We start from the raw sequence: 23,995 nt of genomic DNA, 5'->3' as shown, positions 1-23,995 counted from the left end.
GTTCACTTTTTCCTACGCGGCAGCCGCTAGCCTGCGATGAACGGTGCCGGCACGGGCCCGCGCAGGCCGGTGCAACTTCCGGCACTGGCCGCAGTCTCAGCCCTGGCACAGCCTGATCCGACCGGCGCCCGCCGGCCAAGAGCCACTACATGAACCGCAGATTCGCCGTCCCCCTGTCCCTGTTCGCCGCCCTCGTGCTGGCCACGCCGCTCGCCCTGCTGGCGCGCGCCGACGGCGGCAGCCCGCTGGCGATCACGCCAAACGCCGACCAGTCCACCGTCTCGAAGATGGTCTACGGCGCGCTGTCGGACAGCCGCCTGGCCTATCGCCCGCGGCCCGGCGACCAGGCGCTGTCGGAGGACATCTTCCGCCGCTACCTGGAGGCGCTGGACCCCAACCGGCAGTTCTTCACCGCCGCCGACATCGCCCGCTTCGAGCCGTACCGCGACGTGATGGGCGATGCCGTGCGCCAGGGCGATCCCGCCGCCGCCTTCGCCATGTTCGGCGTGTACCGCGAGCGGGTGGACCAGCGCGTGGCGCACGCGCGCAAGCTGCTCAAGCAGGACTTCGATTTCACCGGCGACGAGCGCTGGGAGTACGACCGCGAGAAGGCGCCATGGGCCGCCGACAACGCCGCGCTCGATGCGCTGTGGCGCAAGTCGGTGATGAACGACGTGCTGCGGCTCAGGCTCGCCGGCAAGGAGCCGGCCGAGATCCGCAAGACCCTGGACAAGCGCTACCAGCAGCTCGGCCGCTCGGTGGCCGAGCTCAAGAGCGAGGACGTGTTCTCGCTGTTCCTCAACGCCTATACCGCTTCGGTCGATCCGCACACCGACTACCTCAACCCGCGCAGCGCCGAGAACTTCAACCAGTCCATGTCGCTGTCGCTGGAGGGCATCGGCGCCCAGCTGCAGCGCCAGGACGACGTGGTCGTGATCCGCGAGATCATCCCGGGCGGTCCGGCAGCGATGGACGGCACGCTCAAGGCCGGCGACCGCATCGTCGGCGTCGGCCAGGGCCGCACCGGCGCGATCGAGGACGTGATCGGCTGGCGCATCGACGACGTCGTCGCCAAGATCCGGGGCACCAAGGGCACGCAGGTGAAGCTGGAGTACATCCCGGCCGAGAACGGCATCGACGGCGAACACCGCACCGTGACCCTGACCCGGCAGCGCGTGCAGCTGGCCGAGCAGGCCGCCAAGAGCAAGACCTACACGATCCCGGCGCACGGCGACATGCCCGCGCGGCTGATCGGCGTGATCGAACTGCCCACTTTCTACCAGGACTTCGAAGGCCGGCGCCGCAACGGCAACGACTACACCTCCGCGACCCGCGACGTGGCCCGCCTGCTGGGCGAGTTCAAGGACAAGGGCGTGGACGGCGTGGTCCTGGACCTGCGCAACAACGGCGGCGGTTCGCTGGACGAGGCGGTGCAGCTCACCGGCCTGTTCATCGACCAGGGGCCGGTGGTGCAGCAGCGCGAATCCGGTGGTCGCGTGCAGGTCTATGCCGACCGCAGCCCGGGCGTGGCCTGGGACGGCCCGCTGGCGGTGGTGGTGAACCGCGCCTCGGCCTCGGCGTCGGAGATCTTCGCCGGCGCCATGCAGGACTATGGTCGCGCGCTGATCATCGGCGAGACCACCTTCGGCAAGGGCACGGTGCAGAACCTGCTCGACCTGGACCGCTGGCCGGCGGCCGGCGAAGGCCCGCGCTATGGCCAGGTCAAGCTGACCATCGCCCAGTTCTTCCGTGCCGACGGCGGCAGCACCCAGAACAAGGGCGTGGTGCCCGACATCGCCTATCCGCTCAGCGTGGATGCCAACGAGTTCGGCGAGAGCACCTACGACAACGCGCTGCCGTGGACCCGCATCGCGGCCGTGCCGCACGCGCGCTACGGCAACTTCGCGCCGCTGCTGCCGCAGCTGCAGAAGATGCACGAGGCCCGGATCGCCGACGACCTGGAGTTCCAGTGGTGGAGCGAGGACGTGGCCCACTACCGTGCCGAGGCGGCCAAGAAGTACCTCTCGCTCAACGAGGCCGAGCGGCGCGCCGAGCGCGAGCGCCAGGAAACGCAGCGCAAGGAACGCCAGGCGATCCGCAAGCAGAAGGGCCTGGCCCTGGATCCGCTGGCCGACGAGACCGACGATGGCCTGACCGCCAACGAACGCGACGTGGTCAAGGACGCCGAGCGCGAGAAGGCCGCCGAGAAGCGCCCGGATCCGCTGCAGCGCGAGGCCGCGGCGATCCTGGCCAATGCGATCGACCTGCTCGAGCAGGACCGCCCGCTGTCGGCGCAGGTATTGCCGGGCACCCAGTCGGCGGTGCGCTGGGCCGACTGAGGCCAGCCACGCACCACCTGCGACGCCAACATCGGCGGCCTCGGCCGCCGATGCTGTTTGAGGTCCGCGCAGTGGCCGTTGCGGCGCGCATCGCAGTCGTCGATGTCCGTGGCCCGGCTCGTGTAGGAACCCATCTTCATGGGCGACCCGACGCCTGGCGCAGGCGACGGCGTCGTGTTCCCGGGACCCGGTCGCCCATGATGATGGGCTCCTACAAGGTGGGGCTCAATCCGGGATCGCCAGCGCCAGCGTCTCCTTGACCTCCTCCATCACGATGTAGCTCTTGGACTCGCGCACGTGCGGCAGGGTCAGCAGGCTGCTGCCGAGCAGCTTGCGGTAGGAGGCCATCTCCGAGATGCGGGCCTTGATCAGGTAGTCGAAGTCGCCGGACATCAGGTGGCACTCCAGCACGTTGGGCAGCTTCAGCGCGGCGCGGCGGAACTCCTCGAAGATGTCGCCGGACTTGTAGGCGAGGCTGATCTCGACGAATACCAGCAGGCCGGCCTTGAGCGCCTGCGGGTTGAGCCTGGCGTAGTAGCCCTCGATCACGCCGTCGCGTTCGAGCCGCCGCACGCGCTCGGTGCACGGGGTGGTCGACAGGCCCACGCGCTCGCCCAGTTCGGTGAAGGAGATGCGGCCCTCCTGCTGGAGGATCCGCAGGATGTGCCGGTCGATCCGGTCCAGGTCGCGGGCAGCGCGTTCGGGGCGGGCCGGCTGGGCGCGTGGACGGGCGGGGCGGTCGGCGGCCAAGGAAACCTCCACGGGTGGCCCGGTTGTTAAGGCGAATCCACCTTAACACGGCAAAAAAACGGAAAAAACAACCAGTTGATCGTCCATATACTGCGCGCCTTGCCGGCAGCTTCCCCATTCATCCAGTGGAAGTGCCTGAATCGAGGGTCGAGCGATGCAGCGGGTTCTGGTACTGGGCAGTGGCGTGATCGGCGTGACCAGCGCGTGGTACCTGGCGCAGGCCGGGTTCGAGGTGACCGTGGTGGACCGCGAGCCGGGTCCGGCGCGTTCGACCAGCTACGCCAACGCCGGGCAGATCTCGCCGGGCTACGCTTCGCCCTGGGCCGCCCCGGGCGTGCCGCTGAAGGCGATCAAGTGGCTGTTCCAGAAGCACGCGCCGCTGGCGATCAAGCCCACGCTCGATCCGGACCAGTACCTGTGGCTGGCGCAGATGCTGCGCAACTGCACGGCCGGGCGCTACGCGGTGAACAAGGAGCGCATGGTCCGCCTGGCCGAATACAGCCGTGATTGCCTGGACGAGCTGCGCGCCGACACCGGCCTGACCTACGAGGGCCGCCGCCTCGGCACCACCCAGCTGTTCCGCACCCAGGCCCAGCTCGACGCGGCCGCGCGCGACATCGCCGTGCTGCAGGAGGCCGGGGTGCCCTACGAAGTGCTCGACCGCGCCGGCGTGGCCCGGGTCGAACCGGCGCTGGCCGCGACCGCCGACCGGCTGGTCGGCGGCCTGCGCCTGCCCGGCGACCAGACCGGCGACTGCCAGCTGTTCTGCGAGCGCCTGGCCGCGCTGGCGAAGATGCGCGGCGTGGAATTCCGCTACGGCGCGAACATCGAGGCGATCGAAGCCGACGGCGACCGGGTCACCGGCGTGCGCATCGACGGCCGGCTGGAAACCGCGGACCGCTACGTGCTGGCGCTGGGGAGCTGGTCGCCGCAGCTGCTCAAGCCGCTCGGCATCCGCCTGCCGGTGTATCCGCTCAAGGGCTACTCGCTGACCATCCCGATCACCGATGCGGCGATGGCGCCGGCCTCGACCGTGCTCGACGAGACCTACAAGATCGCGATCACCCGCTTCGACCGCCGCATCCGCGTCGGCGGCATGGCCGAGGTGTCCGGCTACGACCTGTCGCTGGACCCGCGTCGGCGCGCGACCCTGGAGAAGGTGGTCGGCGACCTGTACCCGAAGGGCGGCGACCTGGCCCGCGCCGAGTTCTGGACCGGCCTGCGCCCGGCCACGCCCGACGGCACCCCGGTGGTCGGCGCCACCGGCCTGCGCAACCTGTTCCTCAACACCGGCCACGGCACCCTGGGCTGGACCATGGCCTGTGGCTCGGGCCGCTACCTGGCCGACGTCATCGCCCACCGCCCGACCCGGATCCGCAGCGAAGGCCTGGACATCTCCCGCTACGGCCGCGGCAACGCCACGCTGGAGCTCGATGGCGAGGCGATTCCGGCGACAATCGGCGGGTGATCCTCCGCGTCGATGGAAGCCGGGATGCGGTGAGCCCCGGGCCACCGGCGATGGACTGGCGCCTGTGCTTCCCCGGCGGTCGACCTCGATCCGCCGCGCCTGTTCCCCCTTACCCCGGCAGCCGATACCGATGCGTCCCGCCCGTGCCCTGATCGACCTGGAAGCGCTGCGCCACAACTATCGGCTGGCTCGCGGGCTCGGTGGCGGGCGCGCGCTGGCGGTGGTCAAGGCCGATGCCTACGGCCACGGCGCCGTGCGTTGTGCGCTGGCACTGCAGGACGAGGCCGACGGCTTCGCAGTGGCCTGCATCGAGGAGGCGCTCGCCTTGCGCGAGGCCGGCATCCGCGCGCCGATCCTGCTGCTGGAAGGCTTCTTCGACGCCGCCGAACTGCCGCTCATCCTGCAACACGACCTGTGGACCGTGGTCCACGCGGGCTGGCAGGTCGAGGCACTGGAGCGCACGCCGCTGCCCAAGCCGTTGCAGGTCTGGCTGAAGCTGGACTCGGGCATGCACCGCGTCGGCCTGGATCCGGCGGACTACCGCGACGCCTGGCAGCGGCTGCGCGCGTTGCCGCATGTCGGCGATCTCGTGAAGATGAGCCACTTCGCCCGCGCCGACGAAACCGGGTGCGCGCGCACCGACGAGCAGCTGGCGACTTTCGCCGCCGCCACGGCCGGCCTCGCGGGCGACACCAGCCTGTGCAATTCGCCGGCCCTGCTCGGCTGGCCGCAGGCGCGTGCCGACTGGGCGCGCCCGGGGCTGATGCTGTACGGCGTGTCGCCGTTCGCGCAGCCCAACGACAAATCCGCGCAACTTCGTCCGGTGATGACGCTGGAATCGAAGATCATCGCAGTGCGCGAGCTGCCGGCCGGCGAACCGGTCGGCTACGGCGCGCGCTTCGTCACCGACGCGCCGACCCGGATAGGCGTGGTTGCCATCGGCTACGCCGACGGCTACCCGCAGTTCGCGGTCAATGGCACGCGGGTGGCGATCGACGGGAAGCCCGGTCGCCTGGTCGGTCGCGTGTCGATGGACATGCTCACCGTCGACCTCACCGACCACCCGCGGGCCGGTATCGGCAGCGGCGTGGAACTGTGGGGCAAGCAGGTGCCGGCCGCGGAGGTCGTCGCCCACAGCCAGACCAGCAGCTACCGCCTGCTGTGCGCTGTAAAGCGGGTGCCGCTGCAGTACACGGGCTGAGGTTCCTGCAGACGCATCGCGCCGGTCCCGGCGTTTCCGGCTGACCTGGCGGCCGCTCCGCCGCCTCGACACCCGTTCGCCGGCGGCGCATAGTCGGCACGCACGGCGGAAGGCCCCGCAGGGACCTGACCATCCACGGTTGCCAGGGAAGCGTCCATGGCTGTCGTACCGCGTCCCCCGTCCTATTTCGATGCGGCGCTGCCGCTGGTCGTGCTGGTGGTGCTGGTCGGCACCTCGGTCGCGCTGTTCGGCATGGCTGCGGTGGATGGGCCGATGCAGGTCGCGATGATCCTGGCCTCGATGTCCGCGATCGCGGTCATCCTCAAGAACGGCCATCCCTGGGAGGCGATCGCGCAGTCCGGGCAGAAGGGCCTGGCCACGGTGGTCGGCGCGATCTTCATCCTGCTGGCGGTCGGCGCGCTGATCGGCACCTGGAACATGTCCGGCACGATCCCGACGCTGGTGTACTACGGCATCCAGCTGATCGACCCGGCCTGGTTCCTGCCGGTGGCGTTCCTGGTCTGCGCGGCGATCTCGCTGAGCATCGGCAGTTCCTGGACCACCGCCGGCACCGTCGGCGTGGGCCTGATGGGGCTGGCGCAGATGATCGGCGTGTCGCCGGCGATGACCGCGGGCGCGGTGATCGCCGGTGCCTACGTCGGCGACAAGACCTCGCCGCTGTCGGAGACGACCGTGCTGGCCGCGCAGCTCAACGGCGTCGACCTGTTCCGCCACATCCGCTACCAGGCCTGGACCACGGTCCCGGCCGGGCTCGTCGCGCTGCTGGTGTTCGTGGCTCTGGGGTCCTCGCAGCGCAGCGGGCTGCCCGACGCGATCGTCTCGGCCGAGCTCGCGCACATCGATGCGCTCTTCCACATCAGCGCCTGGAACCTGCTGCCGCTCCTGCTGCTGGTGGGGATGTCGATCCGCAAGGTGCCGGCGACGCTGGCGATAATGCTCGGCCCTGCTGGCGGGGGTGATGGCGGTGTTCCTGCAGCCGCAGGCGGTGGCGCAGTTCGTGGATGCGCCCGGCGAACCGGCGACGGTGGTGGCGATCAAGGGCATGTGGCTGGCGATGGCCAACGGCTTCGGCGTGGACACCGGCATGGCCGAGGTCGATGCGCTGCTCTCGCGCGGCGGCATGGACAGCATGCTGCTGACCATCTGGCTGATCATCGGCGCGGTCACCTTCGGCATCCTGGTCGACGATTTCGGCCTGCTCGGCAAGCTGGTGGCGCCGCTGCTGCACCGGGCCCGCACCACCGGCCGCCTGTTCGCGTCGGTGGTGGCGACCGCGCTGGGCCTCAACGTCGCCGCGGGCGACCAGTACATCGCGCTGCTGCTGCCCACGCGGCTGTATTCGGCCGAGTTCGCCCGGCGCGGGCTGGCACCGGAGAACCTCTCGCGCGCGGCCGGCGACGCCGGCATCGTCACCTCGGCCCTGGTGCCGTGGAACTCGTGCGGCGCCTACATGGCGGTGGTGCTCGGCGTGCCGACCATGGCCTACCTGCCGTTCGCGGTGTTCAACTACACCGCGCCGCTGCTCACGCTGCTGCTGGGTTTCACCGGCTGGCGGATCGCGCGGTTGCCGGCGGCGCCGGCGCCAGCCGGAGCGGTTCCGGCCGAGCGCCAGGCCTAGCCGCGCAGCTCCGACGTCCTCTTCCCGTATGGGTCGGTTCATCGGCACCGGACATCGGGGCGTCGCAACGTCGCGCGTGCCAACGGCGCCGGGTCGCCGATGAATCGGCTCCTACACGATGGGCGGCCGATGCATCAGGCGGGGCTGGCCGGCTTCGGCAACCGCACCATGCGTTCCATCAGGTGGTCGAGGGTGGCCGCCAGGTCGCCGTCGCAGCGGCCCATGTGCACCGGCGAAGTCTGGATGATCGCGCTGCGCCGCGCGGTGAGCCAGTGGAAGCGCGCGCGCGGCGGCAGCAGGCCGATCGGCGCGGCCGCCTCGCCGCCGCGGCAGATCGCCGGGATCGCGGCGAGGTGGCGGCCCACCAGCGCCAGGTCGATCGCCGGGTCCAGCGCCCGCAGGCGCGCGGGGTCCACTTCGATGCGTGCCTCGAGGAAGCGTGCGCGCTCGCAGGAAAGGATCACGCCGACATTGACGAATTCCTCGCGCTCCACCCGGGGTACCACGCGGATGACGGCGTAGTCGTAGGTCTCATGCACGTGCACGGATCGCCTCCTGCACGAAGCCTTCGCGCGCGGCCAGCCGCTGGCACAGGTAGGCGACATAGGCGGCGCGCTGCGTGGCCGGATCGGCGAACGCATCCGGTCCCTGCAGCCAGTCGTCGGGCACCTGGCCGACGATGTCGGAGATGACGTCGGCCGGCAATCGCTTCGCCATGTCGGCGTCGACCCCGGCGATGCGGTCCGCCCAGCGCAGCAGCACGTGGTCGCGCACCAGCGCGAACGGCTTGCCCGCCTGCGTGGTGTCGCCGTCCCAGCCATGGTGGAAGTACAGCGACGCTCCATGGTCGATGAGGTACAGCCGGCCGTGCCAGACCAGCATGTTCGGGTTTCGCGCGGTGCGGTCGACATTGCTGGTGAACGCGTCGAACCAGACGATGCGCGAGGCCAGCTCCGGGTCGGGCTGCTCGGCGACCGGGTCGAAGTTCATCGCCCCGGGCAGGTAGTCCATGCCCAGGTTGAGCCCGGCGCTGGCCTTGATCAGGTCCTGGATCTCCGGGTCGCCCTCGGTGCGCGCCAGTTCGGCGTCGAGGTCCATCAGGACGATTTCGGGCATCGGCAGGCCGAGCGCACGGGCCAGGCCGCCGCTGATCGCCTCGGCGACCAGCGCCTTGGGCCCCTGGCCGGCGCCGCGGAACTTGAGCACGTACAGGCCCTGGTCGTCACCCTCGACCACGGCGGGCATGGAGCCGCCTTCGCGCAGCGGGGTGACGTAACGGGTGGCGCAAAGGCGGCGGAGGGACATGCGCGAAGGATACCGCCCGGCGTGCCACGCCAGGCGGTGTCCTCCGGGTGTGCGCCCTCAGTGCGGGGTATTGCGGCCGTCGCGCCTGGCCTGGGTCCGCTTGCCACGGGTGCTGATGCTGCCCTGGATCGGCTTCATGCGGCTCTGCCCGGCATGCAGCCGCTTGGCCTTGCTGGCCGCGCTGGACGACTGGAAGCCGGGATCCGGCACCGACGGCGCGTCGACGCCGTCCATGGCCTGCCATGACCGGGGCGCGCGGTCGCGTTCGGTCTTCTTCTGCAGCAGCTTCTTCTTGGCCCGGACCGCCTGGATGCGCTTCTTCGCCGCCACGTCCCGCGCGCTGGCCTTGCGCACGGGCGCTTTTCTGGTCTCCGCGGCCCCGGTGTCGCCGGCGGCCTGGCGCAACGCGGCGCGCGATGCGACGCGGGGGGATGCCTGCTTCGGCTGGGCGGCGGTACGCCTGGCGGCGCTGGTCTTCCCGGCCGCTTTCGCGGTGGCTGGTTTCGCCGCGGCCTTCTTCACGGCGGGGTTCAGCGCACCCTCGAAGCGCTTGAGGATGTCATCGAGCAGGGCGGCCTTGTCCTTGCTGCGCTGGTTGGCCTGGCCGCTGGTGCCGCGCTTGCTGCCGGTGGCGGCGCGCGAGGCCAGCTTCTGCCGCTGGGTCAGGTCGCGCGCCCGGTCGCGTGCGCGGCGCGCACGCGCGATGCGTTTCTCCAGGGCGGCGGCATCGAGCTTGCGCAGCGGGTTGCTGCGGCTCTCGTCGTACAGCTCCATCTCGCCGGCGTTGAGCAGGGCCTGGGCCTGGTGGCGGGTGATCGGCATGGCGGACTCCACGCATGGTATGGGCACGCCGAGCATACGCCGGTGGCCGTCCGGATTCCGTCATTTTGACGGAGGTGCCACGTCGCGCCATGTCGCGGCGCGGCGGAACCCAGCATTCCGCCAAGGTGGTTGAGCGGGCCACCGCCGGGGAGTGAAATGGCGATCCCGCTTCCCCCTCCGGAATCCCCCCATGGAATACCGCTACCTCGGCCGCTCCGGCTTCCGCGTCCCCGTCCTCAGCTTCGGCACCGGCACCTTCGGCGGCAGCGGCGCGCTGTTCAGCGCCTGGGGCAGCACCGACGTGGCGCAGGCGCGGCGGCTGGTGGACATCTGCCTGGACGCCGGCCTGAACATGTTCGACAGCGCCGACGTGTACTCGAAGGGCGCGGCCGAGGAGATCCTCGGCGAGGCGATCAAGGGCCGGCCGCGCGATTCGTTGATCATCTCGACCAAGGCCACGTTCCGCTTCGGCGAGGGTGAGAACCAGGTCGGCTCCTCGCGCTACCACCTGGTCAATGCCGTCGACGCCGCGCTCAGGCGCCTGGGCACCGACTACATCGACCTGTTCCAGCTGCACGGCTTCGACGCGCGGCCGCCGGTGGAGGAAGTGCTGTCCACGCTCGACAACCTGGTGCGGGCCGGCAAGATCCGCTACCTGGGCGTGTCCAATTTCTCAGGCTGGCACCTGATGAAGTCGCTGGCCACCGCCGACCGCTACGGCTGGAGCCGCTATGTCGCCCACCAGGCCTACTACTCGCTGCTGGGCCGCGACTACGAATGGGAGCTGATGCCGCTGGCCGAGGACCAGGGCGTGGGCGCGGTGGTGTGGAGCCCGCTGGGCTGGGGTCGGCTCACCGGCAAGATCCGGCGCGGCCAGCCGCTGCCCGAATCCAGCCGCCTGCAGTCGCAGACCGCGGTCGATTCCGGCCCGCCGGTGGATTTCGAACACGTATACAAGGTGGTCGATGCGCTGGACGAAATCGCCGCGCAGACCGGCAAGTCGGTGCCGCAGGTGGCGTTGAACTGGCTGCTGCAGCGCCCGACCGTGTCGACCGTGGTGATCGGCGCGCGCAACGAGGAACAGCTGCGGCAGAATCTCGGCGCAGTCGGCTGGAACCTCAGCGCCGAACAGGTGGCGAAGCTGGACGAAGCCAGCGCGGTCACCAAGCCGTATCCGTACTGGCACCAGGCTGGTTTCAAGTACCGAAACCCCACCCCGGTGTGAGCCAACCGATCCTCGCCGCAACGGGAAGCGGGCATCCTCCCGGCAAGTGATTCGACAGGACGCGATGGACACCGGGCATCTCAAGGAGTTCTGTGCCGCATTGGCCGGCGCCGATGTGCGCCTGCACGGCGCGCCGGCGAACATCCTGGTCTACTCGATCGGCGGGAAGTCGTTCGCCTATTTCAAGACCAGCGAACCGGAGCGCTGGCGTTTCAGCTTCAAGGCCACGCCCGAGCGGTTCCTCGAGCTGACCGACATCCCCGGCATCAAGCCCGCGCGCTGGCGCGGTCGCCACCAGTGGGTGACCGTGGTCGACGTGCGCAGCTTGCCCGATGCCTACCTGCGCGAACTGGTCGAATGGTCGTACCGCCATGCGCTGGGCAAGCTGAGCCGGGCCCGCCAGGTGGAGCTGGCCGGCGCTTCGTTGCCGCCCAGGGCGCGTGCGAGGCGCGGCGACCCATAGCCGGTGCGGGCAGGCAGGGCCGGGCTGCGTGACGGCTCAACCGGCCAACGGATTGCCTTGCGCATCGACGACGAAGCGTGCCCGCCTTCCTCCGTAGTAGAAGGATGCGCGCCACGTGCCGGCATCCTCGCCGGTGCCGCGTTCGCACAACACGGTGATCTTGCCGTCGTCCATCAACTGCCGGAACGCGGCCACGTCCAGGCCCATTGCACGGGCGACCAGGGCGCCGTCGATTTCCAGTTCCGGTCGGATCGTGTCCATGAGGGCGGTCAATGGGGGCGGATGCAGGGTCGCGCAAGGCGCGCGCCATCGCCTTGACCTGGATCAGGGGCCGGCAAGGCGCGCGCACGGCGCACGTGGTCAGCGGGTGAATGCCGTGCCACCCGCCGCTGGGGTGGCGCGCCAGGCGGGGCCACGGTCCGCCAGCGATGGCGGATAATGGCCTGCCCGACGCCGTGCCTGCGCGCTTGAACCTCCACGACGATCCCCTCAAGGCCTTGCTGCTGCCGTTCGACGGTGGCCCGCTGGCATGGCCGGCGCAGGGCGATATCGCCTTCCTGCGCGCGCGCGACGGCTGGCCGTTGCGGCAGCATCCATTGGATCGACTGCGCTGCGAGCAGGGTTTCAAGCCGCTGGCCGATGGCCTGGGCCAGGCCGGGCTCGATGTCCATCCCGAGCTCGACAGCGCCGCCGAGGCTTCACTGGTGCTGGTGCTGCCGCCGCGCCAGCGCGACGAAGCGCAAGCGCTGCTCGCCCGCGCCGTGGCCATGGCCGCCCCCGGCGCCCGCGTGGTCGCTGCGGTGGCCAATGACGAAGGCGCCCGCTCCCGCGAGAAGGACCTGCAGCAGCTGGCCGGGCTCGACGGCACGCTCACCAAGTTCCATTGCCGGGTGTTCTGGACACCGCCGCTGTCGGGCGCGCGCGACCCCGCGCTCGCCGCGCGCTGGCGCCAGGCCGATGCGCCGCGTCCGATCCTGGGCGGACGCTTCCAGAGCCGCCCGGGCGTCTTCGCCTGGGATCGCATCGATCCGGCGTCAGCCCTGCTGGCCGCGCACCTGCCGACCGACCTGTCCGGTCGCGGTGCGGACCTGGGTGCCGGCTGGGGCTACCTGGCCGCCGAAGTGCTGGACCGTTGCGCCGGCGTGAGCGCATTGGACCTGTACGAAGCGGAGGCGCGCGCGCTCGAACTGGCACGCGCCAACCTGGCTGCCCGGGCCGGTCGCGCCGCGCTCGCGTTCCACTGGCACGACGTCACCACCGGGTTGCCGCAGGACGGTTACGACTTCATCGTCAGCAACCCGCCGTTCCACGCGCACGACCGCGGCGACCGGCCCGAGCTGGGCCAGCGCTTCATCGAGGTCGCCGCGCAGTCGCTGCGTCCCGGTGGCCGCCTGTTGCTGGTCGCCAACCGGCACCTGCCGTACGAGGCGACCGTGGCGCAGGCATTCGCCACGCACCGCGTGCTCGCCGAAGGCGGCGGTTTCAAGGTGATCGAAGCGGTGAAGGCCCAGGCGGTGAGAGGGCAGGCCGCGAATGGTCCTGCGATGAAGGGCCGGGCGATGAGGGAGCGGCGTCGATGAGCAAGTCGATGAAACTGGTCAAGCACCTGGCCAACCTGGGGTACGGCAGCCGCAAGGAAGTGGCGTGGATGTTCCGCGAAGGCCGGGTCACCGACGCCGCCGGCGAGGTGCTCTACGCCGACGATCCGCTGGACCACGGCAATGTGCGCGTGGATGGGGAGCCGCTGGATCCGCCGCAGGGCCTGGTGCTGATGCTGCACAAGCCGGCCGGCTACACGTGCTCGACCAAGGACAAGGGTCGCATCGTCTACGACCTGCTGCCCGAACGCTTCCGCCTGCGCGATCCGGTGCTGTCGACGGTCGGCCGGCTGGACCGCGAGACCACCGGCCTGCTGCTGATGACCGATGACGGCGGACTCCTGCACCGGATCGTCTCGCCGAAATCGAAGCTGGCCAAGATCTACGAGGCCACGCTGGCCAGCGACCTGCGCGGCGACGAGGCCGCGCTGTTCGCCAGCGGCACGCTCGTGCTCGAATCGGAGACCACACCACTGCTGCCGGCGCGACTCGAGGTGCTCGGGCCACGCCATGCGCGCCTGACGCTGCACGAGGGCCGCTACCACCAGGTGCGGCGCATGTTCGCCGCCACCGGCAACCACGTCGAAGCGCTGCACCGGCCGCAGGTCGGCGGGCTGGCGCTCGACGGCCTGCCCGAAGGCCAGTGGCGCGCGCTGGATGCCGCCGACCTCGACCGCCTGTTCAACCCGGAGACCCCGTGAACCTGCCCGCCCCCGTCGCCCCCCTCCCGTTCGCGCCCGATGCCGTGATCTTCGACATGGACGGACTGATGCTCGACAGCGAGCGCGCGATCAACGCCTGCATGGCGCAGGCGGCGCGCGAACTGGGCCACGACATTCCCGACGCGCTGTGGTTGCGGATGATCGGTGGGGGCGATGGCCTGTGCCGGCGGCTGGTGGCCGAGCGCATCGGCGAGGCCGCGGCCGACGCGCTGCTGGAGCGCTCCGAAGTCCTGTACGACGCGGTCGCCAACGCCGGCATCGACCATCGCCCCGGCATCGTCGACCTGCTGGAGTGGCTGGTGGCGCGCGGCCTCCCGCGCGCGGTCGCAACCTCGACCCGGCGTCCGCTGGCCATGCGCAAGCTCCAGGCCGCCGGGCTGCTGCCGTACTTCGACGCGGTGTGCACCAGCAGCGACGTGGCCCGGCCCAAGCCGGCGCCGGACGTCTACCTGCTCGCCGCACGCACGCTGGACGTCGCGCCCTCGCGCTGCCTGGTGCTGGAGGATTCCCCGACCGGCGTGCGCGCCGCACTCGCCGCGGGCATGACGCCGATCCAGGTCCCGGATCTGTTGAGCCCGGATGCGGCGACCCTCGCCCTCGGCCACCGCATCGCGCCCTCGCTGGAAGTGGTCGTGCCGATGCTGCAGGCGGCGCTGGTCGCGGTCGAGGACGGACGCCCGGATTGAAGCGGCGCGGCTCCGGCACGGGAACGGGATTCGCTTCGGGGCGAGCGCGAGCGACACTGGCGGCCGGCGCGCTATCGGACTTCCCGCCGGGCCGGAAAGGGACGGGCCGGATTGCAAGGCCGGGCACTGGCGGCGTTGCGCCGCCGGAACGCAACGAGCGAGGAGCAGTCATGTTTCCGATCCATCCCGTACGAATCGCGCATGGCATGTGGATCGCCGTCCTGGCTTCCGTGATGCTGCCGGTCCTGTTGCTGGCCGGCTGCTCGCGCGAGGCCGCGGTGCCGGCAGCGGCGACCGCCGCGCCCGGGGTTCCGGTGGCCACGGACTGGCCGCTGCCCGCGCCGACGGGCGCCGCACAACCGGACCTCGTGCGGGCGCCGGATGGCCGCCTGCTGCTCAGCTGGCTCGAGCCGGCGGGGGAGCGGGGCCACCGCCTGCAGCTGGCGGCGACGCTCGCCGGGGAAACCGGGTGGGCGCCGACCCTGGCCGTGGCCGAAGGCCAGGGCTGGTTCGTGAACTGGGCCGACACCCCGCGGGTGCAGGCGCTGGCCGACGGCTCGCTGTGGGCGCACTGGCTGGAGCGCACCGGCCCGTCACGCATGGACTACGGCATCGCCCTGGTGCGCTCGGGCGACGGGGGCCGCCACTGGCAGCGCAGCGCGCCGGTCCATCCGCGCGGTCGCGGCGACCACGGCTTCACCACGTTCTGGCGCGCCGGCGACGACCGCCTCGGCCTGGCCTGGCTGGACAGCCGGCAGAAGGCGGCGGCAGGCGAGACCGAAGGCCACGACGGCCACCATGGTGGCGCCGCGGCGATGATGCTGCGTGCCGCGGTGCACGGGCCGGACGGCGTCCAGCAGGCGGAGTGGCCGCTGGACGCGTCCACCTGCGACTGCTGCACCACGGCTTCGGCGCAGACCGCACGCGGCGTGGTGGTGGTCTACCGCGGCCGCGGCGCCGGCGAGATCCGCGACACGCGCATCGTGCGCCTGCAGCCCGACGGCACCTGGACCGCGCCGCGCGACGTGCACAGCGATGGCTGGCATTTCCCCGGGTGTCCGGTGAACGGCCCGGCGGTCGCGGCCGAGGATCAGGACGTGTGGGTGGCCTGGTACACCGAGGCCGATGCCGTGCCGGAACTGCGCCTGGCGCATTCGCGCGACGCCGGTGGCCGCTTCGATCCGCCGGTGGTGCTGGCGCGCGGGCCGCAGGTGCTGGGCCGGGTCGCCCTGGCGCAGGGCGGCGGGCACGTGCATGCGGCCTGGCTGGAAGAGGCGGGAGAGGGCGGCCAGGTCCTGCGCCTGGCGCGCTACGCGCCGGACCTGGCATCGCCGGCGGTGGTGCAGGTGGCCACCCTGCACGCGCGCGGCCGCGCCAGTGGCTTGCCGCGGCTGCAGTGGGCCGATGGCGCCGCGTGGCTGGCTTGGACCGACGTGGAGGCAGGCGCGCCGGTGCTGCGGGGCGCGGTGGTGCGCTGAGCTCAGGCGTATTGCATCTTCCGGCCCATGCCGCCGTCGGCGATGAACTCCTGGCCGGTGACGAAACCCGACAGCGCGGGTGCCAGCAGCCAGACCGCCAGCGTTGCGATGTCCTCCGGCGTGCCGACGCGCCCGGCCGGGTGCTGGTCGTGGTCGCGCCGCGACAGCTTCGGCCTGCGTCGCCGCGCCGGCCCGCGCCAGGCCTCGGTGGCGATCCAGCCCGGGCTGATGCAGTTCACCCGCACCCGCGGCCCCTCGCTCACGGCCAGGGCGTGGGTGAAGGCCAGCAGGCCGCCCTTGGCCGCGGCATAGGCCTCGCTGTGCGGCTCGGACTGGTGGGCGCGGGTGGAGGCGATGTTGACGATGGCGCCGCCGCCGTCGGCCTGGCGCAGCGCGGGCAGCGCATGCCGGCTGCACAGGAAGGCGCCGTGCAGGCTGGAGAGGCGCCGGTTCCACTCGCCGAGGTCCAGCGCGTCCAGCGACGGCACGTGCGGGTCGGGCAGGCCGGCGTTGTTGACCAGGCCATCGATGCGGCCGAAGCGCTCCAGCGCCGCGGCGGCGAAAGCGGCCGTGCTGCGCTCGCTGGCCACGTCCAGGCGCCGGAACAGGGCGCGCGCCGGCGTGCCCCATTCGCGGATGCAGGCGCGGCCGGCGTCGGCATCGAGGTCGCCGATCACCACGCTGCCGCCGGCGCCGATCACCGCCTGGGCAATGCCGCGACCGATGCCTTGGGCGCCGCCGGTGACCAGCACCACGCGGTCCTGCAACGGCGCGGGATTCCAGGGACGGATCGGCGGGACCAGGGACATGGCGGGGCTCCGTGGGGTGCCGGGCCAGTGTCGCGCAGGCGGCGTGCAGGCGGTGCAGCCAGGCGCGACGCCGCCCCCGGGTCAGCCGGCGTCGCGTGGCGGAAACAGCGCCTTCCAGCCGGCATGGCCCAGCTCGCGCAGCGTCGCGTAGTTGCGCTCGATGATCGAATCCGGATCCGGATAGGCGTCCACCGCGCGGCTGACGCTGTCCTCGCGCAGCAGGTGCAGGGTCGGGTACGGCGCGCGGTTGCTGTAGTTCTCGATGTCGTCCGGGCCGCTGTCGGCGAACTGGTAGTCCGGATGGAAGCTGGCCACCTGCAGTTCGCCGTCCAGTTCCAGCACCTCGACCAGGGCGTCGGCCTGTTCGAGGAAGTCGTTGTAGTCGAGGAAGTCCTGCAGCACATGCGGGTGCACCAGCAGGGTGGTGTCGACCTGGTCGGCCGGGGTGTCGCGCAGCAGCAGCAGCTCCTCGCCGAGCTGCTCGATCAGCTGTTCGGGCGTGGTCGCGTCGCTGTAGACGAAGCGCACCTGCTGCTTGGCGTACACCGCCTTGGCGAACGGGCACAGGTTCAGGCCGATCACCGCCCGCTCCAGCCAGCGGCGGGTGAGCTCCAGCGCCTCTTCCTCGCCGGGCTGCAGGCTGTCGTGGTCGGCGTTCATGGCCAGGCTCAGTCGCGGAAGTTTTCGAACTGAAGCGGGATGCCGAAGTCGGCCTTGCGCAGCAGGGCGATCGCCTCCTGCAGGTCGTCGCGCTTCTTGCCGTTCACGCGCAGCTTGTCGCCGTTGATCTGGCTGTCGACCTTGAGCTTGGCGTCCTTGAGCGCGGCCTGGATCTTCTTCGCGGTCTCGCGCTCGATGCCCTGCTTGATCGTGACCTTCTGCCGGGCCCCGGCCAGGTTGGTCTCCACGTCGCCGAATTCCAGGCAGCGCACGTCGATGCCGCGCGCGGTCAGCCGCTGCTTGAGGATGTCGGTCATCTGCTTGAGCTGGAAGTCGCTGGGCGCGGACTGGCTGACCACGCTTTCCTCCAGCACGAACTTCGCGTCCACGCCCTTGAAGTCGAAGCGGGTGGTGAGTTCGCGGCTGGCCTGGTCGACCGCGTTGGTCAGCTCGTGGGAGTCGACTTCGGAAACGACGTCGAAGGAGGGCATGTTCGTGGTCCGTCGGGGCAGGCGCGCATTCTAGCGCCGATGCGTGCCCGGCCGGCGCGCGGCGGGCGATAATGCAGGCATGTCCCCGATCCGTTCCCCGCTGGCCGCCATCGGCTGGATGCTCGCTGCCGTCGCCACCTTCTCGCTGATGGATGCCGGCATGAAGCAGCTCGCCGCGCACTATCCGCCGCTGCAGGTGACGATGCTGCGCGGCGCGGCATCGCTGCCGTTCGTGCTGGTCTGGGTGCTGGCCACCGCCGGTGCGCGCTCGATCGTGCCGGTGCGCTGGGGCCTGCACCTGCTGCGCGGCGTGCTGGGCATGGTGATGATCGGCTGCTTCGTGTTCGCGCTGAAGCGGATGCCGTTGTCCACGGCCTATTCGATCTACTTCGTCGCGCCGCTGCTGGTGGCGGCGCTGTCGGTGCCGCTGCTCGGCGAGAAGGTCGGCCCGCGCCGCTGGACCGCCATCGCCATCGGCCTGGTGGGGGTAGTGGTGGTGCTGCGGCCGGGGGTAGACGGGATCGTCTCGTTCCCGGGTCTGATGGTGCTGCTGGCCGCCACGGCCTATGCCATCGCCGCGGTCACGGTCAGCCTGCTCACCCGGACCGACACCCCGCAGTCGATGGTGGTCTGGTTCCTGGCGATCATGGCGGTCGGTGCCGGCCTGGCGGCGATCCCCGGCTGGGTGCCGCTGCGCTGGGACCACACCGCGCTGATCCTGGGCATGGGCCTGGCCGGTGCGCTGGGGCAGATCGCGCTCACCCGTGCCTTCATGTGCGGCGACGCCTCGCTGATCGCGCCGCTGGAGTACACCGGGCTGGTCTGGGTGATCGCCTGGGACTGGCTGTTCTGGCGCACCTTGCCCGACGCCACCACCTGGATCGGTGCGGCGATCATCGTCGCCAGCGGGCTGTACCTGCTGCGCCGCGAACGCACGGTCGGCGCGGAGCGGGCGGCGCCGATCGATTCGCTGTAGCGGCCGCCGCGCGCGCCAAGGGTAAGCTGGGCGCACGACCCGGAACAGGTGCTGCCGGATGCTGCTGGTGCTGTTGCTGCTCGCCCTGCCCCTGCTGGCGCTGCTGCTGGTCCTCTCGCTCGCGCTGTTGCCATGGCTGCTCTGGCAGCGCTACCGCGCGGGCAGTGCGCGACGGCGCGCGTGGAGCTGGGTGCTGGCTCTGGGGTGGTGGACGTCGCTGGCGTCCACTGCGCTCTTCGCCGTATCGGTGCTGGTGGCCGGGTTCTTCTGGCCGGCGGCCTGGCGGTACTGCGCCATCGCCTGGCTGGCCGGGCTGCTGTTGGGTGCGTTCGGGCACGCGATCACGCGCTTCGAGGCGACGCCGCAGGGCCTTTACTACCAGTCCAACCGCTGGCTGGTGCTGGCGCTGACCCTGCTCGTCGCCGCGCGCATCGTGGCCGGCATGGTCCAGGCGACGCGGGTCTGGTTGTACGGCGCGACCTGGCCGGAAAGCGGCTGGCTCAGCCATGCGGGCCTGCTCGCCGTCGCGGCATTGCTGCTGGGTTACGCGACTGCGCAGGCCTTCGGCTTGCACCGGCGCGCGCGCCGGTTCGAGCGATACCGCGGCTACGACCGTTCACCGCGTTGAGGCCGGAAGCGCGCTCGCGGCTGCGGGGAAAAAGGAAAGGGCCCGTGTCCGGGCCCTTTCCATGCTGCTGCCAGGGTGGTCGCTTGGCTTAGAAGCGGGCGCCCAGGCCCACGCCCACGGTCCACGGGTCCAGCTTCAGCTCCTGGCCGGTGCCCTCGCCGGCCACGCGCAGTTCCGGACGCGAGTGCATGTAGCGCACGTCGGTGCGGGCGAACCAGGTCTCGTTGATGTTCATGTCCAGGCCGACCGTGCCGATCGCGCCCTTGGCCGTTTCCAGGCCCACGTGCGGACCGCCGCCGGCGATGTCCTCGTTGCTGAAGTTCGACTCGTAGTAGCCCAGGCCCACGAACGGACGGAACACGTTGTCCGCCTGGCCGAAGTGCCACTGGCCGCTCAGCGCGATCGGCTGCTGCTCGACCGTACCGATCTTGCCGACGCCGTCGCCGCGCACGCGGTGGTTGAACTTGTCCGCCGCGCCCCACAGCTCGACGGCGAAGTTGTCGGTGGCGTACCAGCTGGCGCTCAGGGTCGGCGCGCCGTCGCCGTCGACCTTCAGGCCCGGTGCGGCGTCGGTCTTGGGGTCGAGGTGGGTGTAGCCGCCGACCACGGCGAAGCGCTTGCCGGCGGCGCTGCCCGTGTCGGTGGAGGTGTCCTGGGCGAAAGCCGGCGACGCGGCCAGCGAGGTGATCAGGGCCAGGCTCAGGATTCGAAAGGTCCGCATGGGAAGTCTCCTGCTTCGTTGTTATTGATGCCCTGGAGTGGGCGCGGCAGACCGTATCGGCGCGCCCATGAACGGAACCCCGCATGCGCGCGCACGCGGCGCATCCGGTTCAGCCACCCGGCCGAATCCATTGGAAATACGCGTCCGGCACGGTCGCGGCAGTTCATGCAGCTGATCGCCGCGTGAGGAACCGCGTCGCACGGCGCTCACGCGGTGCGCAGCCTGCGGCGCGCGACAGACCCTTGCACATGCGCCGGCGTACTGCCCGGTGGTGCGGGCCGGGGCGATGGTCTCCACTGAAACCTGTCGCGGGACAGGCCGGCGCGACGCCACGACGCAGCCGGCAAAGGTTGGCGGGGGGGCGCGCAGGCGGACACAATAGGGGTCTTTCCCCACACACGTACCGCCGGAGTCCTGGCATGGCCGAAATCAAGGAAGCGCGCGTCCCCGACATCGGGGATTACAGCGACGTCCCCGTCATCGAAGTCCTGGTCGCCGTCGGCGACACCGTGGCCAAGGACCAGGGGCTGGTCACGCTGGAGTCCGACAAGGCCACGCTGGAAGTGCCCGCGCCGTTCGCCGGCGTGGTCAGGGAGCTCAAGGTCAAGCTCGGCGACACCCTGTCCGAGGGCGGCGTGGTCGCGCTGATCGAAGCCGCCGACGGCGCTGCGCCGACGGCCAAGGCCGCCGCCCCCGCCCCCGCGAAGGCCGAGGCGCCGGCCGCGCCGGTCAAGACCGCCGAAACCGGCGCCAAGGTCGAGCCGGTCGCGGTGGCGACCGAGCCCGACAAGCTCGCCCAGCGCGAAATCGCGCAGGTGCAGGCGCCGCCGGCCGGCGGCGGCAGCGATCCGGAAGCCACGCCGCCGCGCACCCCGCCGGTGGAATTCGGCGCCGCCAGCGTGCTGCCCGACCAGGTGCCGTACGCGAGCCCGGCCGTGCGCCTGTTCGCGCGCGAGCTGGGCGTGGACCTGGCCCAGGTCAAGGGCAGCGAGCGCGGTGGCCGCATCTCGAAGGAGGACGTACAGCGCTTCGTCAAGGCCGCACTGGCCGGCGGCGTGCCCGCCGCGGCGGGCGCCGCGCCGGCCGCCGGCGGTGGCGGCCTGAACCTGCTGCCGTGGCCGAAGGTCGACTTCAGCAAGTTCGGCGAGGTCGAGACCCAGCCCCTGTCGCGGATCAAGAAGATCTCCGGCGCCAACCTGGCCCGCAACTGGGCCGTGATCCCGCACGTGACCCAGTTCGACCAGGCCGACATCACCGAGCTTGAAGCGCTGCGCGTGCAGCTCAACGCCGAGCAGGAGAAGGCCAAGTCGGGCGTCAAGCTGACCATGCTCGCCTTCCTGCTCAAGGCCAGCGCCGCGGCCCTGAAGCAGTTCCCGGACTTCAACGCCTCGCTCGACGCGACCGGCGAGAACCTGACGCTGAAGAAGTACGTCCACATCGGCTTCGCCGCCGACACGCCGAACGGCCTGGTCGTGCCGGTGATCCGCGACGTCGACAGGAAGGGCGTGCTGCAGATCGCGCAGGAGATGGGCGAACTGGCCAAGAAGGCGCGCGACGGCAAGCTCGGCCCGGCCGACATGAGCGGCGGCTGTTTCTCGATCAGCTCGCTGGGCGGCATCGGCGGCACCGCGTTCACCCCGATCATCAATGCGCCGGAGGTGGCGATCCTGGGCGTGTCCAAGTCGAGCCAGCAGCCGGTATGGGACGGCAAGCAGTTCGTGCCGCGCCTGACCCTGCCGCTGTCGCTGAGCTACGACCACCGCGTGATCGACGGCGCCGCCGCCGCGCGCTTCACCACCTACCTGTCGCAGGTCCTCGCCGACATGCGTCGCGTACTGCTCTGAGGGCGCGAACATGGCGAACACGATCGAGGTGAAGGTTCCGGACATCGGCGACTACAGCGATGTCCCGGTGATCGAGGTGCTGGTCGCCGTCGGCGACTCGGTGAAGAAGGACCAGGGCCTGGTCACGCTGGAATCGGACAAGGCGACGCTGGAAGTACCGTCGTCGGCCGATGGCGTGGTCAGGGAAATCAAGGTCAAGGTCGGCGACCGGCTGTCGGAAGGCGGCGTGGTGGTCGTGCTGGAAGCCGCGGGTGCCGCGGCGGCGCCTGCTGCAGCCAAGGCTGCGGCCCCGGCTGCTGCGGCGAGCGCGCCTGCCCCGGCTGCGGCTCCCGCATCGGCTCCCGCTGCGCCTGCAGCCGCTGCACCGGCTGCCGCCGCTTCGTCCGGCCCGGTCGAGGTCAAGGTGCCCGACATCGGCGACTACAGCGGCGTGCCGGTGATCGAGGTGCTGGTCAAGGTCGGCGACACGGTCAAGAAGGACCAGGGCCTGGTCACGCTGGAGTCGGACAAGGCCACGCTGGAAGTGCCGTCCACCGCCGATGGCGTGGTCAAGGAACTGAAGGTCAAGCTCGGCGACGCGCTGTCGCAGGGCGACGTGGTCGCGGTGCTCGAATCGGCTGGCGGCGCTCCCGCGGCCGCCGCGCCGGGCAGCAAGCCGCCGGTCGCGCCGTCGCATCGCGCACCGGCCGAACCGCCGGCGCCCAAGCCGGCGCTGGGCACCGGCAAGCCGGCCGACATCGAATGCCGGATCGTGGTTATCGGGTCGGGTCCCGGCGGCTACACCGCCGCGTTCCGCGCCGCCGACCTGGGCCTGGATACGGTGCTGGTCGAGCGCTACGACACCCTGGGTGGCGTCTGCCTCAACGTCGGCTGCATCCCGTCCAAGGCGCTGCTGCATGCGGCCGCGTTGATCGAGGAAGCGTCGCATTCGGACGACATCGGCATCAGCTTCGGCAAGCCGAAGATCGACCTCGACAAGCTGCGCGGCTTCAAGCAGGACAAGGTCGTCGGCCAGTTCACCAAGGGCCTGGCCGGCATGGCCAGGCAGCGCAAGGTGCGCACCGTGCAGGGCGTGGCGAAGTTCGTCTCGCCGAACGAACTCGAGATCGCCGGCAGCGACGGCAAGACCCAGCTGCTGCGCTTCGAGCAGTGCATCATCGCCGCCGGGTCGCAGGCGGTGAAGCTGCCGAACTTCCCGTGGGACGACCCGCGGGTGATGGATTCCACCGACGCGCTGCAGCTGGCCGAGGTGCCGAAGTCGCTGCTGGTGGTCGGCGGAGGCATCATCGGCCTGGAGATGGCCACCGTGTACCGCGCGCTGGGCGCCGAAGTCACCGTGGTCGAGTTCATGGACCAGTTGATGCCCGGCGCCGACAAGGACATGGTCAAGCCGCTGGCCGACCGCCTGAAGAAGCAGGGCGTGGTCGTGCACCTGAAGACCAAGGCGGCCAAGGTCGAAGCCTCGAAGAAGGGCATCACCGTCTCGTTCGAGAGCGCCACCGAAGGCCAGAAGCCCGAGCTGGAATCGGGCACCTGGGACCGCGTGCTGGTCGCTGTGGGTCGCGCGCCCAACGGCGGCAAGCTCGACGCAGGCAAGGCCGGGGTGCAGGTCACCGACCGCGGCTTCATCCCGGTCGACCGGCAGATGCGCACCAACGTGCCGCATATCTTCGCCATCGGCGACCTGGTGGGCCAGCCGATGCTGGCGCACAAGGCCACCCACGAGGGCAAGCTGGCCGCCGAAGTGGCCGCCGGCGAGAAGAAGGAATGGGTGGCGCGGGTGATCCCGTCGGTGGCCTACACCGATCCGGAGATCGCCTGGGTCGGTGTCACCGAGACCGAGGCCAAGGCCAAGGGGCTGAAGGTCGGCGTGGGCAAGTTCCCCTGGGTGGCGTCGGCGCGCGCGGTCGGCATCGGCCGCGGCGAGGGCTTCACCAAGCTGATCTTCGACGAGCACACCCATCGCATCATCGGCGCCGGCATCACCGGCGTGCACGCCGGCGACCTGATCTCCGAGCTGGCGCTGGCGATCGAGATGGGCGCCGAGGCCGGCGACATCGGCGCGACCATCCACCCACACCCGACCCTGGGCGAGACGGTGGCGATGGCGGCCGAGGTGTACGAGGGCACGATCACCGACCTCTACATCCCGAAGAAGAAATAACGGCGC

The 23,995-nt window shown here is 71.0% G+C and carries 23 protein-coding genes and 1 pseudogene; 15 read left to right on the top strand and 9 right to left on the bottom strand.

Annotated elements, in window-relative coordinates:
* The first annotated feature begins 149 nt into the window (after positions 1-149).
* Entirely contained in the window at positions 150-2,339 is a 2,190-nt protein-coding gene (locus ABKA19_RS00395; protein WP_162376940.1) for a carboxy terminal-processing peptidase, read from the top strand.
* A gap of 225 nt (positions 2,340-2,564) precedes the next feature.
* Here the strand turns inward: ABKA19_RS00395 and ABKA19_RS00390 are convergent, their stop codons facing one another.
* Positions 2,565-3,089, bottom strand: coding sequence for an Lrp/AsnC ligand binding domain-containing protein (locus ABKA19_RS00390; RefSeq protein WP_353687162.1), 525 nt, complete (start codon positions 3,087-3,089; stop codon positions 2,565-2,567).
* Between the two features lie 154 nt (positions 3,090-3,243).
* Here ABKA19_RS00390 and ABKA19_RS00385 point away from each other — a divergent pair, with 154 nt between their 5' ends.
* The 4 genes and pseudogenes from ABKA19_RS00385 to ABKA19_RS00370 all read left to right on the top strand — a co-directional run bounded on the left by ABKA19_RS00385 (position 3,244) and on the right by ABKA19_RS00370 (position 7,397).
* Positions 3,244-4,557: a D-amino acid dehydrogenase gene (locus ABKA19_RS00385; RefSeq protein ID WP_353687161.1), complete on the top strand. Its 1,314-nt coding sequence runs from the start codon at positions 3,244-3,246 to the stop codon at positions 4,555-4,557.
* 130 nt (positions 4,558-4,687) lie between these two features.
* Positions 4,688-5,758, top strand: a complete 1,071-nt coding sequence (gene alr / locus ABKA19_RS00380; RefSeq protein WP_353687160.1) for an alanine racemase — start codon at positions 4,688-4,690, stop codon at positions 5,756-5,758.
* A gap of 156 nt (positions 5,759-5,914) precedes the next feature.
* Positions 5,915-6,709, top strand: a pseudogene (locus ABKA19_RS00375) (Na+/H+ antiporter NhaC family protein); the annotation flags it as partial.
* Positions 6,710-6,737: 28 nt separating this feature from the next.
* Entirely contained in the window at positions 6,738-7,397 is a 660-nt protein-coding gene (locus tag ABKA19_RS00370; protein WP_353687159.1) for a Na+/H+ antiporter NhaC family protein, read from the top strand.
* Positions 7,398-7,531: 134 nt separating this feature from the next.
* On the opposite strand, the gene ABKA19_RS00365 is transcribed toward ABKA19_RS00370, so the two are convergent.
* Genes ABKA19_RS00365 through ABKA19_RS00355 form a run of 3 tightly spaced genes read right to left on the bottom strand, consistent with a single transcriptional unit; the run spans position 7,532 to position 9,524 of the window.
* The gene (locus ABKA19_RS00365; RefSeq protein ID WP_353687158.1) at positions 7,532-7,942 is read right to left on the bottom strand and encodes a DUF3037 domain-containing protein; all 411 of its coding nucleotides are present in this window, start codon (positions 7,940-7,942) and stop codon (positions 7,532-7,534) included.
* Complete coding sequence (locus ABKA19_RS00360) at positions 7,929-8,702, bottom strand: HipA family kinase (protein WP_353687157.1); 774 nt, start codon at positions 8,700-8,702, stop codon at positions 7,929-7,931. Before ABKA19_RS00360 ends, ABKA19_RS00365 begins: the two co-directional genes overlap by 14 nt.
* A 57-nt stretch (positions 8,703-8,759) precedes the next feature.
* The gene (locus ABKA19_RS00355; RefSeq protein ID WP_353687156.1) at positions 8,760-9,524 is read right to left on the bottom strand and encodes a hypothetical protein; all 765 of its coding nucleotides are present in this window, start codon (positions 9,522-9,524) and stop codon (positions 8,760-8,762) included.
* A gap of 190 nt (positions 9,525-9,714) precedes the next feature.
* Between ABKA19_RS00355 and ABKA19_RS00350 the strand changes: the two genes are divergently transcribed.
* Both ABKA19_RS00350 and ABKA19_RS00345 read left to right on the top strand, forming a co-directional pair.
* Positions 9,715-10,749, top strand: a complete 1,035-nt coding sequence (locus ABKA19_RS00350) for an aldo/keto reductase (protein ID WP_353687155.1) — start codon at positions 9,715-9,717, stop codon at positions 10,747-10,749.
* 64 nt (positions 10,750-10,813) lie between these two features.
* Complete coding sequence (locus ABKA19_RS00345) at positions 10,814-11,212, top strand: MmcQ/YjbR family DNA-binding protein (RefSeq protein WP_353687154.1); 399 nt, start codon at positions 10,814-10,816, stop codon at positions 11,210-11,212.
* 36 nt (positions 11,213-11,248) lie between these two features.
* On the opposite strand, the gene ABKA19_RS00340 is transcribed toward ABKA19_RS00345, so the two are convergent.
* On the bottom strand, positions 11,249-11,473 hold the full coding sequence (locus ABKA19_RS00340; protein ID WP_162376949.1) for a DUF6522 family protein: 225 nt from the start codon (positions 11,471-11,473) through the stop codon (positions 11,249-11,251).
* A 167-nt stretch (positions 11,474-11,640) separates the two neighbouring features.
* Between ABKA19_RS00340 and ABKA19_RS00335 the strand changes: the two genes are divergently transcribed.
* From ABKA19_RS00335 to ABKA19_RS00320, 4 genes are all read left to right on the top strand, one after another.
* Positions 11,641-12,792, top strand: coding sequence for a class I SAM-dependent methyltransferase (locus tag ABKA19_RS00335; protein ID WP_353687153.1), 1,152 nt, complete (start codon positions 11,641-11,643; stop codon positions 12,790-12,792).
* 8 nt (positions 12,793-12,800) lie between these two features.
* On the top strand, positions 12,801-13,511 hold the full coding sequence (locus ABKA19_RS00330; protein WP_353688006.1) for a pseudouridine synthase: 711 nt from the start codon (positions 12,801-12,803) through the stop codon (positions 13,509-13,511).
* Positions 13,508-14,218, top strand: a complete 711-nt coding sequence (locus ABKA19_RS00325) for an HAD family hydrolase (protein ID WP_162376951.1) — start codon at positions 13,508-13,510, stop codon at positions 14,216-14,218. The genes ABKA19_RS00330 and ABKA19_RS00325 overlap by 4 nt, the downstream gene beginning before the upstream one ends.
* A gap of 206 nt (positions 14,219-14,424) precedes the next feature.
* Positions 14,425-15,696, top strand: coding sequence for a hypothetical protein (locus ABKA19_RS00320; RefSeq protein WP_353687152.1), 1,272 nt, complete (start codon positions 14,425-14,427; stop codon positions 15,694-15,696).
* A gap of 2 nt (positions 15,697-15,698) precedes the next feature.
* Here the strand turns inward: ABKA19_RS00320 and ABKA19_RS00315 are convergent, their stop codons facing one another.
* From ABKA19_RS00315 to ABKA19_RS00305, 3 genes are all read right to left on the bottom strand, one after another.
* Positions 15,699-16,505: an SDR family oxidoreductase gene (locus ABKA19_RS00315; protein WP_353687151.1), complete on the bottom strand. Its 807-nt coding sequence runs from the start codon at positions 16,503-16,505 to the stop codon at positions 15,699-15,701.
* Positions 16,506-16,586: 81 nt separating this feature from the next.
* Positions 16,587-17,165, bottom strand: a complete 579-nt coding sequence (locus tag ABKA19_RS00310) for a DUF1415 domain-containing protein (protein ID WP_353687150.1) — start codon at positions 17,163-17,165, stop codon at positions 16,587-16,589.
* 8 nt (positions 17,166-17,173) lie between these two features.
* Positions 17,174-17,656, bottom strand: a complete 483-nt coding sequence (locus ABKA19_RS00305; protein WP_162376955.1) for a YajQ family cyclic di-GMP-binding protein — start codon at positions 17,654-17,656, stop codon at positions 17,174-17,176.
* 79 nt (positions 17,657-17,735) lie between these two features.
* On the opposite strand from ABKA19_RS00305, the gene ABKA19_RS00300 reads away from it, so the two are divergent.
* Complete coding sequence (locus ABKA19_RS00300; protein WP_162376956.1) at positions 17,736-18,632, top strand: DMT family transporter; 897 nt, start codon at positions 17,736-17,738, stop codon at positions 18,630-18,632.
* 58 nt (positions 18,633-18,690) lie between these two features.
* Positions 18,691-19,260: a CcdC protein domain-containing protein gene (locus tag ABKA19_RS00295; RefSeq protein WP_353687149.1), complete on the top strand. Its 570-nt coding sequence runs from the start codon at positions 18,691-18,693 to the stop codon at positions 19,258-19,260.
* A gap of 88 nt (positions 19,261-19,348) precedes the next feature.
* Here ABKA19_RS00295 and ABKA19_RS00290 read toward each other — a convergent pair whose 3' ends face one another.
* Positions 19,349-19,981 carry an OmpW/AlkL family protein gene (locus tag ABKA19_RS00290; protein ID WP_162376957.1) on the bottom strand — a complete coding sequence of 211 codons (633 nt, stop codon included), beginning with the start codon at positions 19,979-19,981 and terminating at the stop codon, positions 19,349-19,351.
* A gap of 419 nt (positions 19,982-20,400) precedes the next feature.
* Between ABKA19_RS00290 and aceF the strand changes: the two genes are divergently transcribed.
* A complete protein-coding gene (gene aceF, locus ABKA19_RS00285) occupies positions 20,401-21,825 on the top strand; it encodes a dihydrolipoyllysine-residue acetyltransferase (protein ID WP_353687148.1) in 1,425 nt (474 codons plus the stop codon).
* A gap of 10 nt (positions 21,826-21,835) precedes the next feature.
* Complete coding sequence (gene lpdA / locus ABKA19_RS00280) at positions 21,836-23,989, top strand: dihydrolipoyl dehydrogenase (RefSeq protein WP_353687147.1); 2,154 nt, start codon at positions 21,836-21,838, stop codon at positions 23,987-23,989.
* The last annotated feature ends 6 nt before the right edge of the window (positions 23,990-23,995 follow it).

Origin of the sequence: Pseudoxanthomonas sp. Soil82 (assembly GCF_040446535.1) — a bacterium.
Taxonomy (GTDB): Bacteria; Pseudomonadota; Gammaproteobacteria; order Xanthomonadales; family Xanthomonadaceae; genus Pseudoxanthomonas; species Pseudoxanthomonas kaohsiungensis.
This window is presented reverse-complemented; position numbering and strand designations above follow the sequence as displayed.

Coding starts and splice junctions, on each gene's coding strand:
- ABKA19_RS00370 (WP_353687159.1), top strand. CDS start 6,738: ATGGCGGTGTTCCTGCAGCCGCAGGCGGTGGCGCAGTTCGTGGATGCG.
- ABKA19_RS00310 (WP_353687150.1), bottom strand. CDS start 17,165: ATGAACGCCGACCACGACAGCCTGCAGCCCGGCGAGGAAGAGGCGCTG.
- ABKA19_RS00330 (WP_353688006.1), top strand. CDS start 12,801: ATGAAACTGGTCAAGCACCTGGCCAACCTGGGGTACGGCAGCCGCAAG.
- ABKA19_RS00350 (WP_353687155.1), top strand. CDS start 9,715: ATGGAATACCGCTACCTCGGCCGCTCCGGCTTCCGCGTCCCCGTCCTC.
- ABKA19_RS00335 (WP_353687153.1), top strand. CDS start 11,641: ATGGCGGATAATGGCCTGCCCGACGCCGTGCCTGCGCGCTTGAACCTC.
- ABKA19_RS00340 (WP_162376949.1), bottom strand. CDS start 11,473: ATGGACACGATCCGACCGGAACTGGAAATCGACGGCGCCCTGGTCGCC.
- ABKA19_RS00315 (WP_353687151.1), bottom strand. CDS start 16,505: ATGTCCCTGGTCCCGCCGATCCGTCCCTGGAATCCCGCGCCGTTGCAG.
- ABKA19_RS00360 (WP_353687157.1), bottom strand. CDS start 8,702: ATGTCCCTCCGCCGCCTTTGCGCCACCCGTTACGTCACCCCGCTGCGC.
- ABKA19_RS00295 (WP_353687149.1), top strand. CDS start 18,691: ATGCTGCTGGTGCTGTTGCTGCTCGCCCTGCCCCTGCTGGCGCTGCTG.
- ABKA19_RS00305 (WP_162376955.1), bottom strand. CDS start 17,656: ATGCCCTCCTTCGACGTCGTTTCCGAAGTCGACTCCCACGAGCTGACC.
- ABKA19_RS00300 (WP_162376956.1), top strand. CDS start 17,736: ATGTCCCCGATCCGTTCCCCGCTGGCCGCCATCGGCTGGATGCTCGCT.
- ABKA19_RS00395 (WP_162376940.1), top strand. CDS start 150: ATGAACCGCAGATTCGCCGTCCCCCTGTCCCTGTTCGCCGCCCTCGTG.
- ABKA19_RS00345 (WP_353687154.1), top strand. CDS start 10,814: ATGGACACCGGGCATCTCAAGGAGTTCTGTGCCGCATTGGCCGGCGCC.
- lpdA (WP_353687147.1), top strand. CDS start 21,836: ATGGCGAACACGATCGAGGTGAAGGTTCCGGACATCGGCGACTACAGC.
- alr (WP_353687160.1), top strand. CDS start 4,688: ATGCGTCCCGCCCGTGCCCTGATCGACCTGGAAGCGCTGCGCCACAAC.
- ABKA19_RS00355 (WP_353687156.1), bottom strand. CDS start 9,524: ATGCCGATCACCCGCCACCAGGCCCAGGCCCTGCTCAACGCCGGCGAG.
- ABKA19_RS00320 (WP_353687152.1), top strand. CDS start 14,425: ATGTGGATCGCCGTCCTGGCTTCCGTGATGCTGCCGGTCCTGTTGCTG.
- ABKA19_RS00385 (WP_353687161.1), top strand. CDS start 3,244: ATGCAGCGGGTTCTGGTACTGGGCAGTGGCGTGATCGGCGTGACCAGC.
- aceF (WP_353687148.1), top strand. CDS start 20,401: ATGGCCGAAATCAAGGAAGCGCGCGTCCCCGACATCGGGGATTACAGC.
- ABKA19_RS00290 (WP_162376957.1), bottom strand. CDS start 19,981: ATGCGGACCTTTCGAATCCTGAGCCTGGCCCTGATCACCTCGCTGGCC.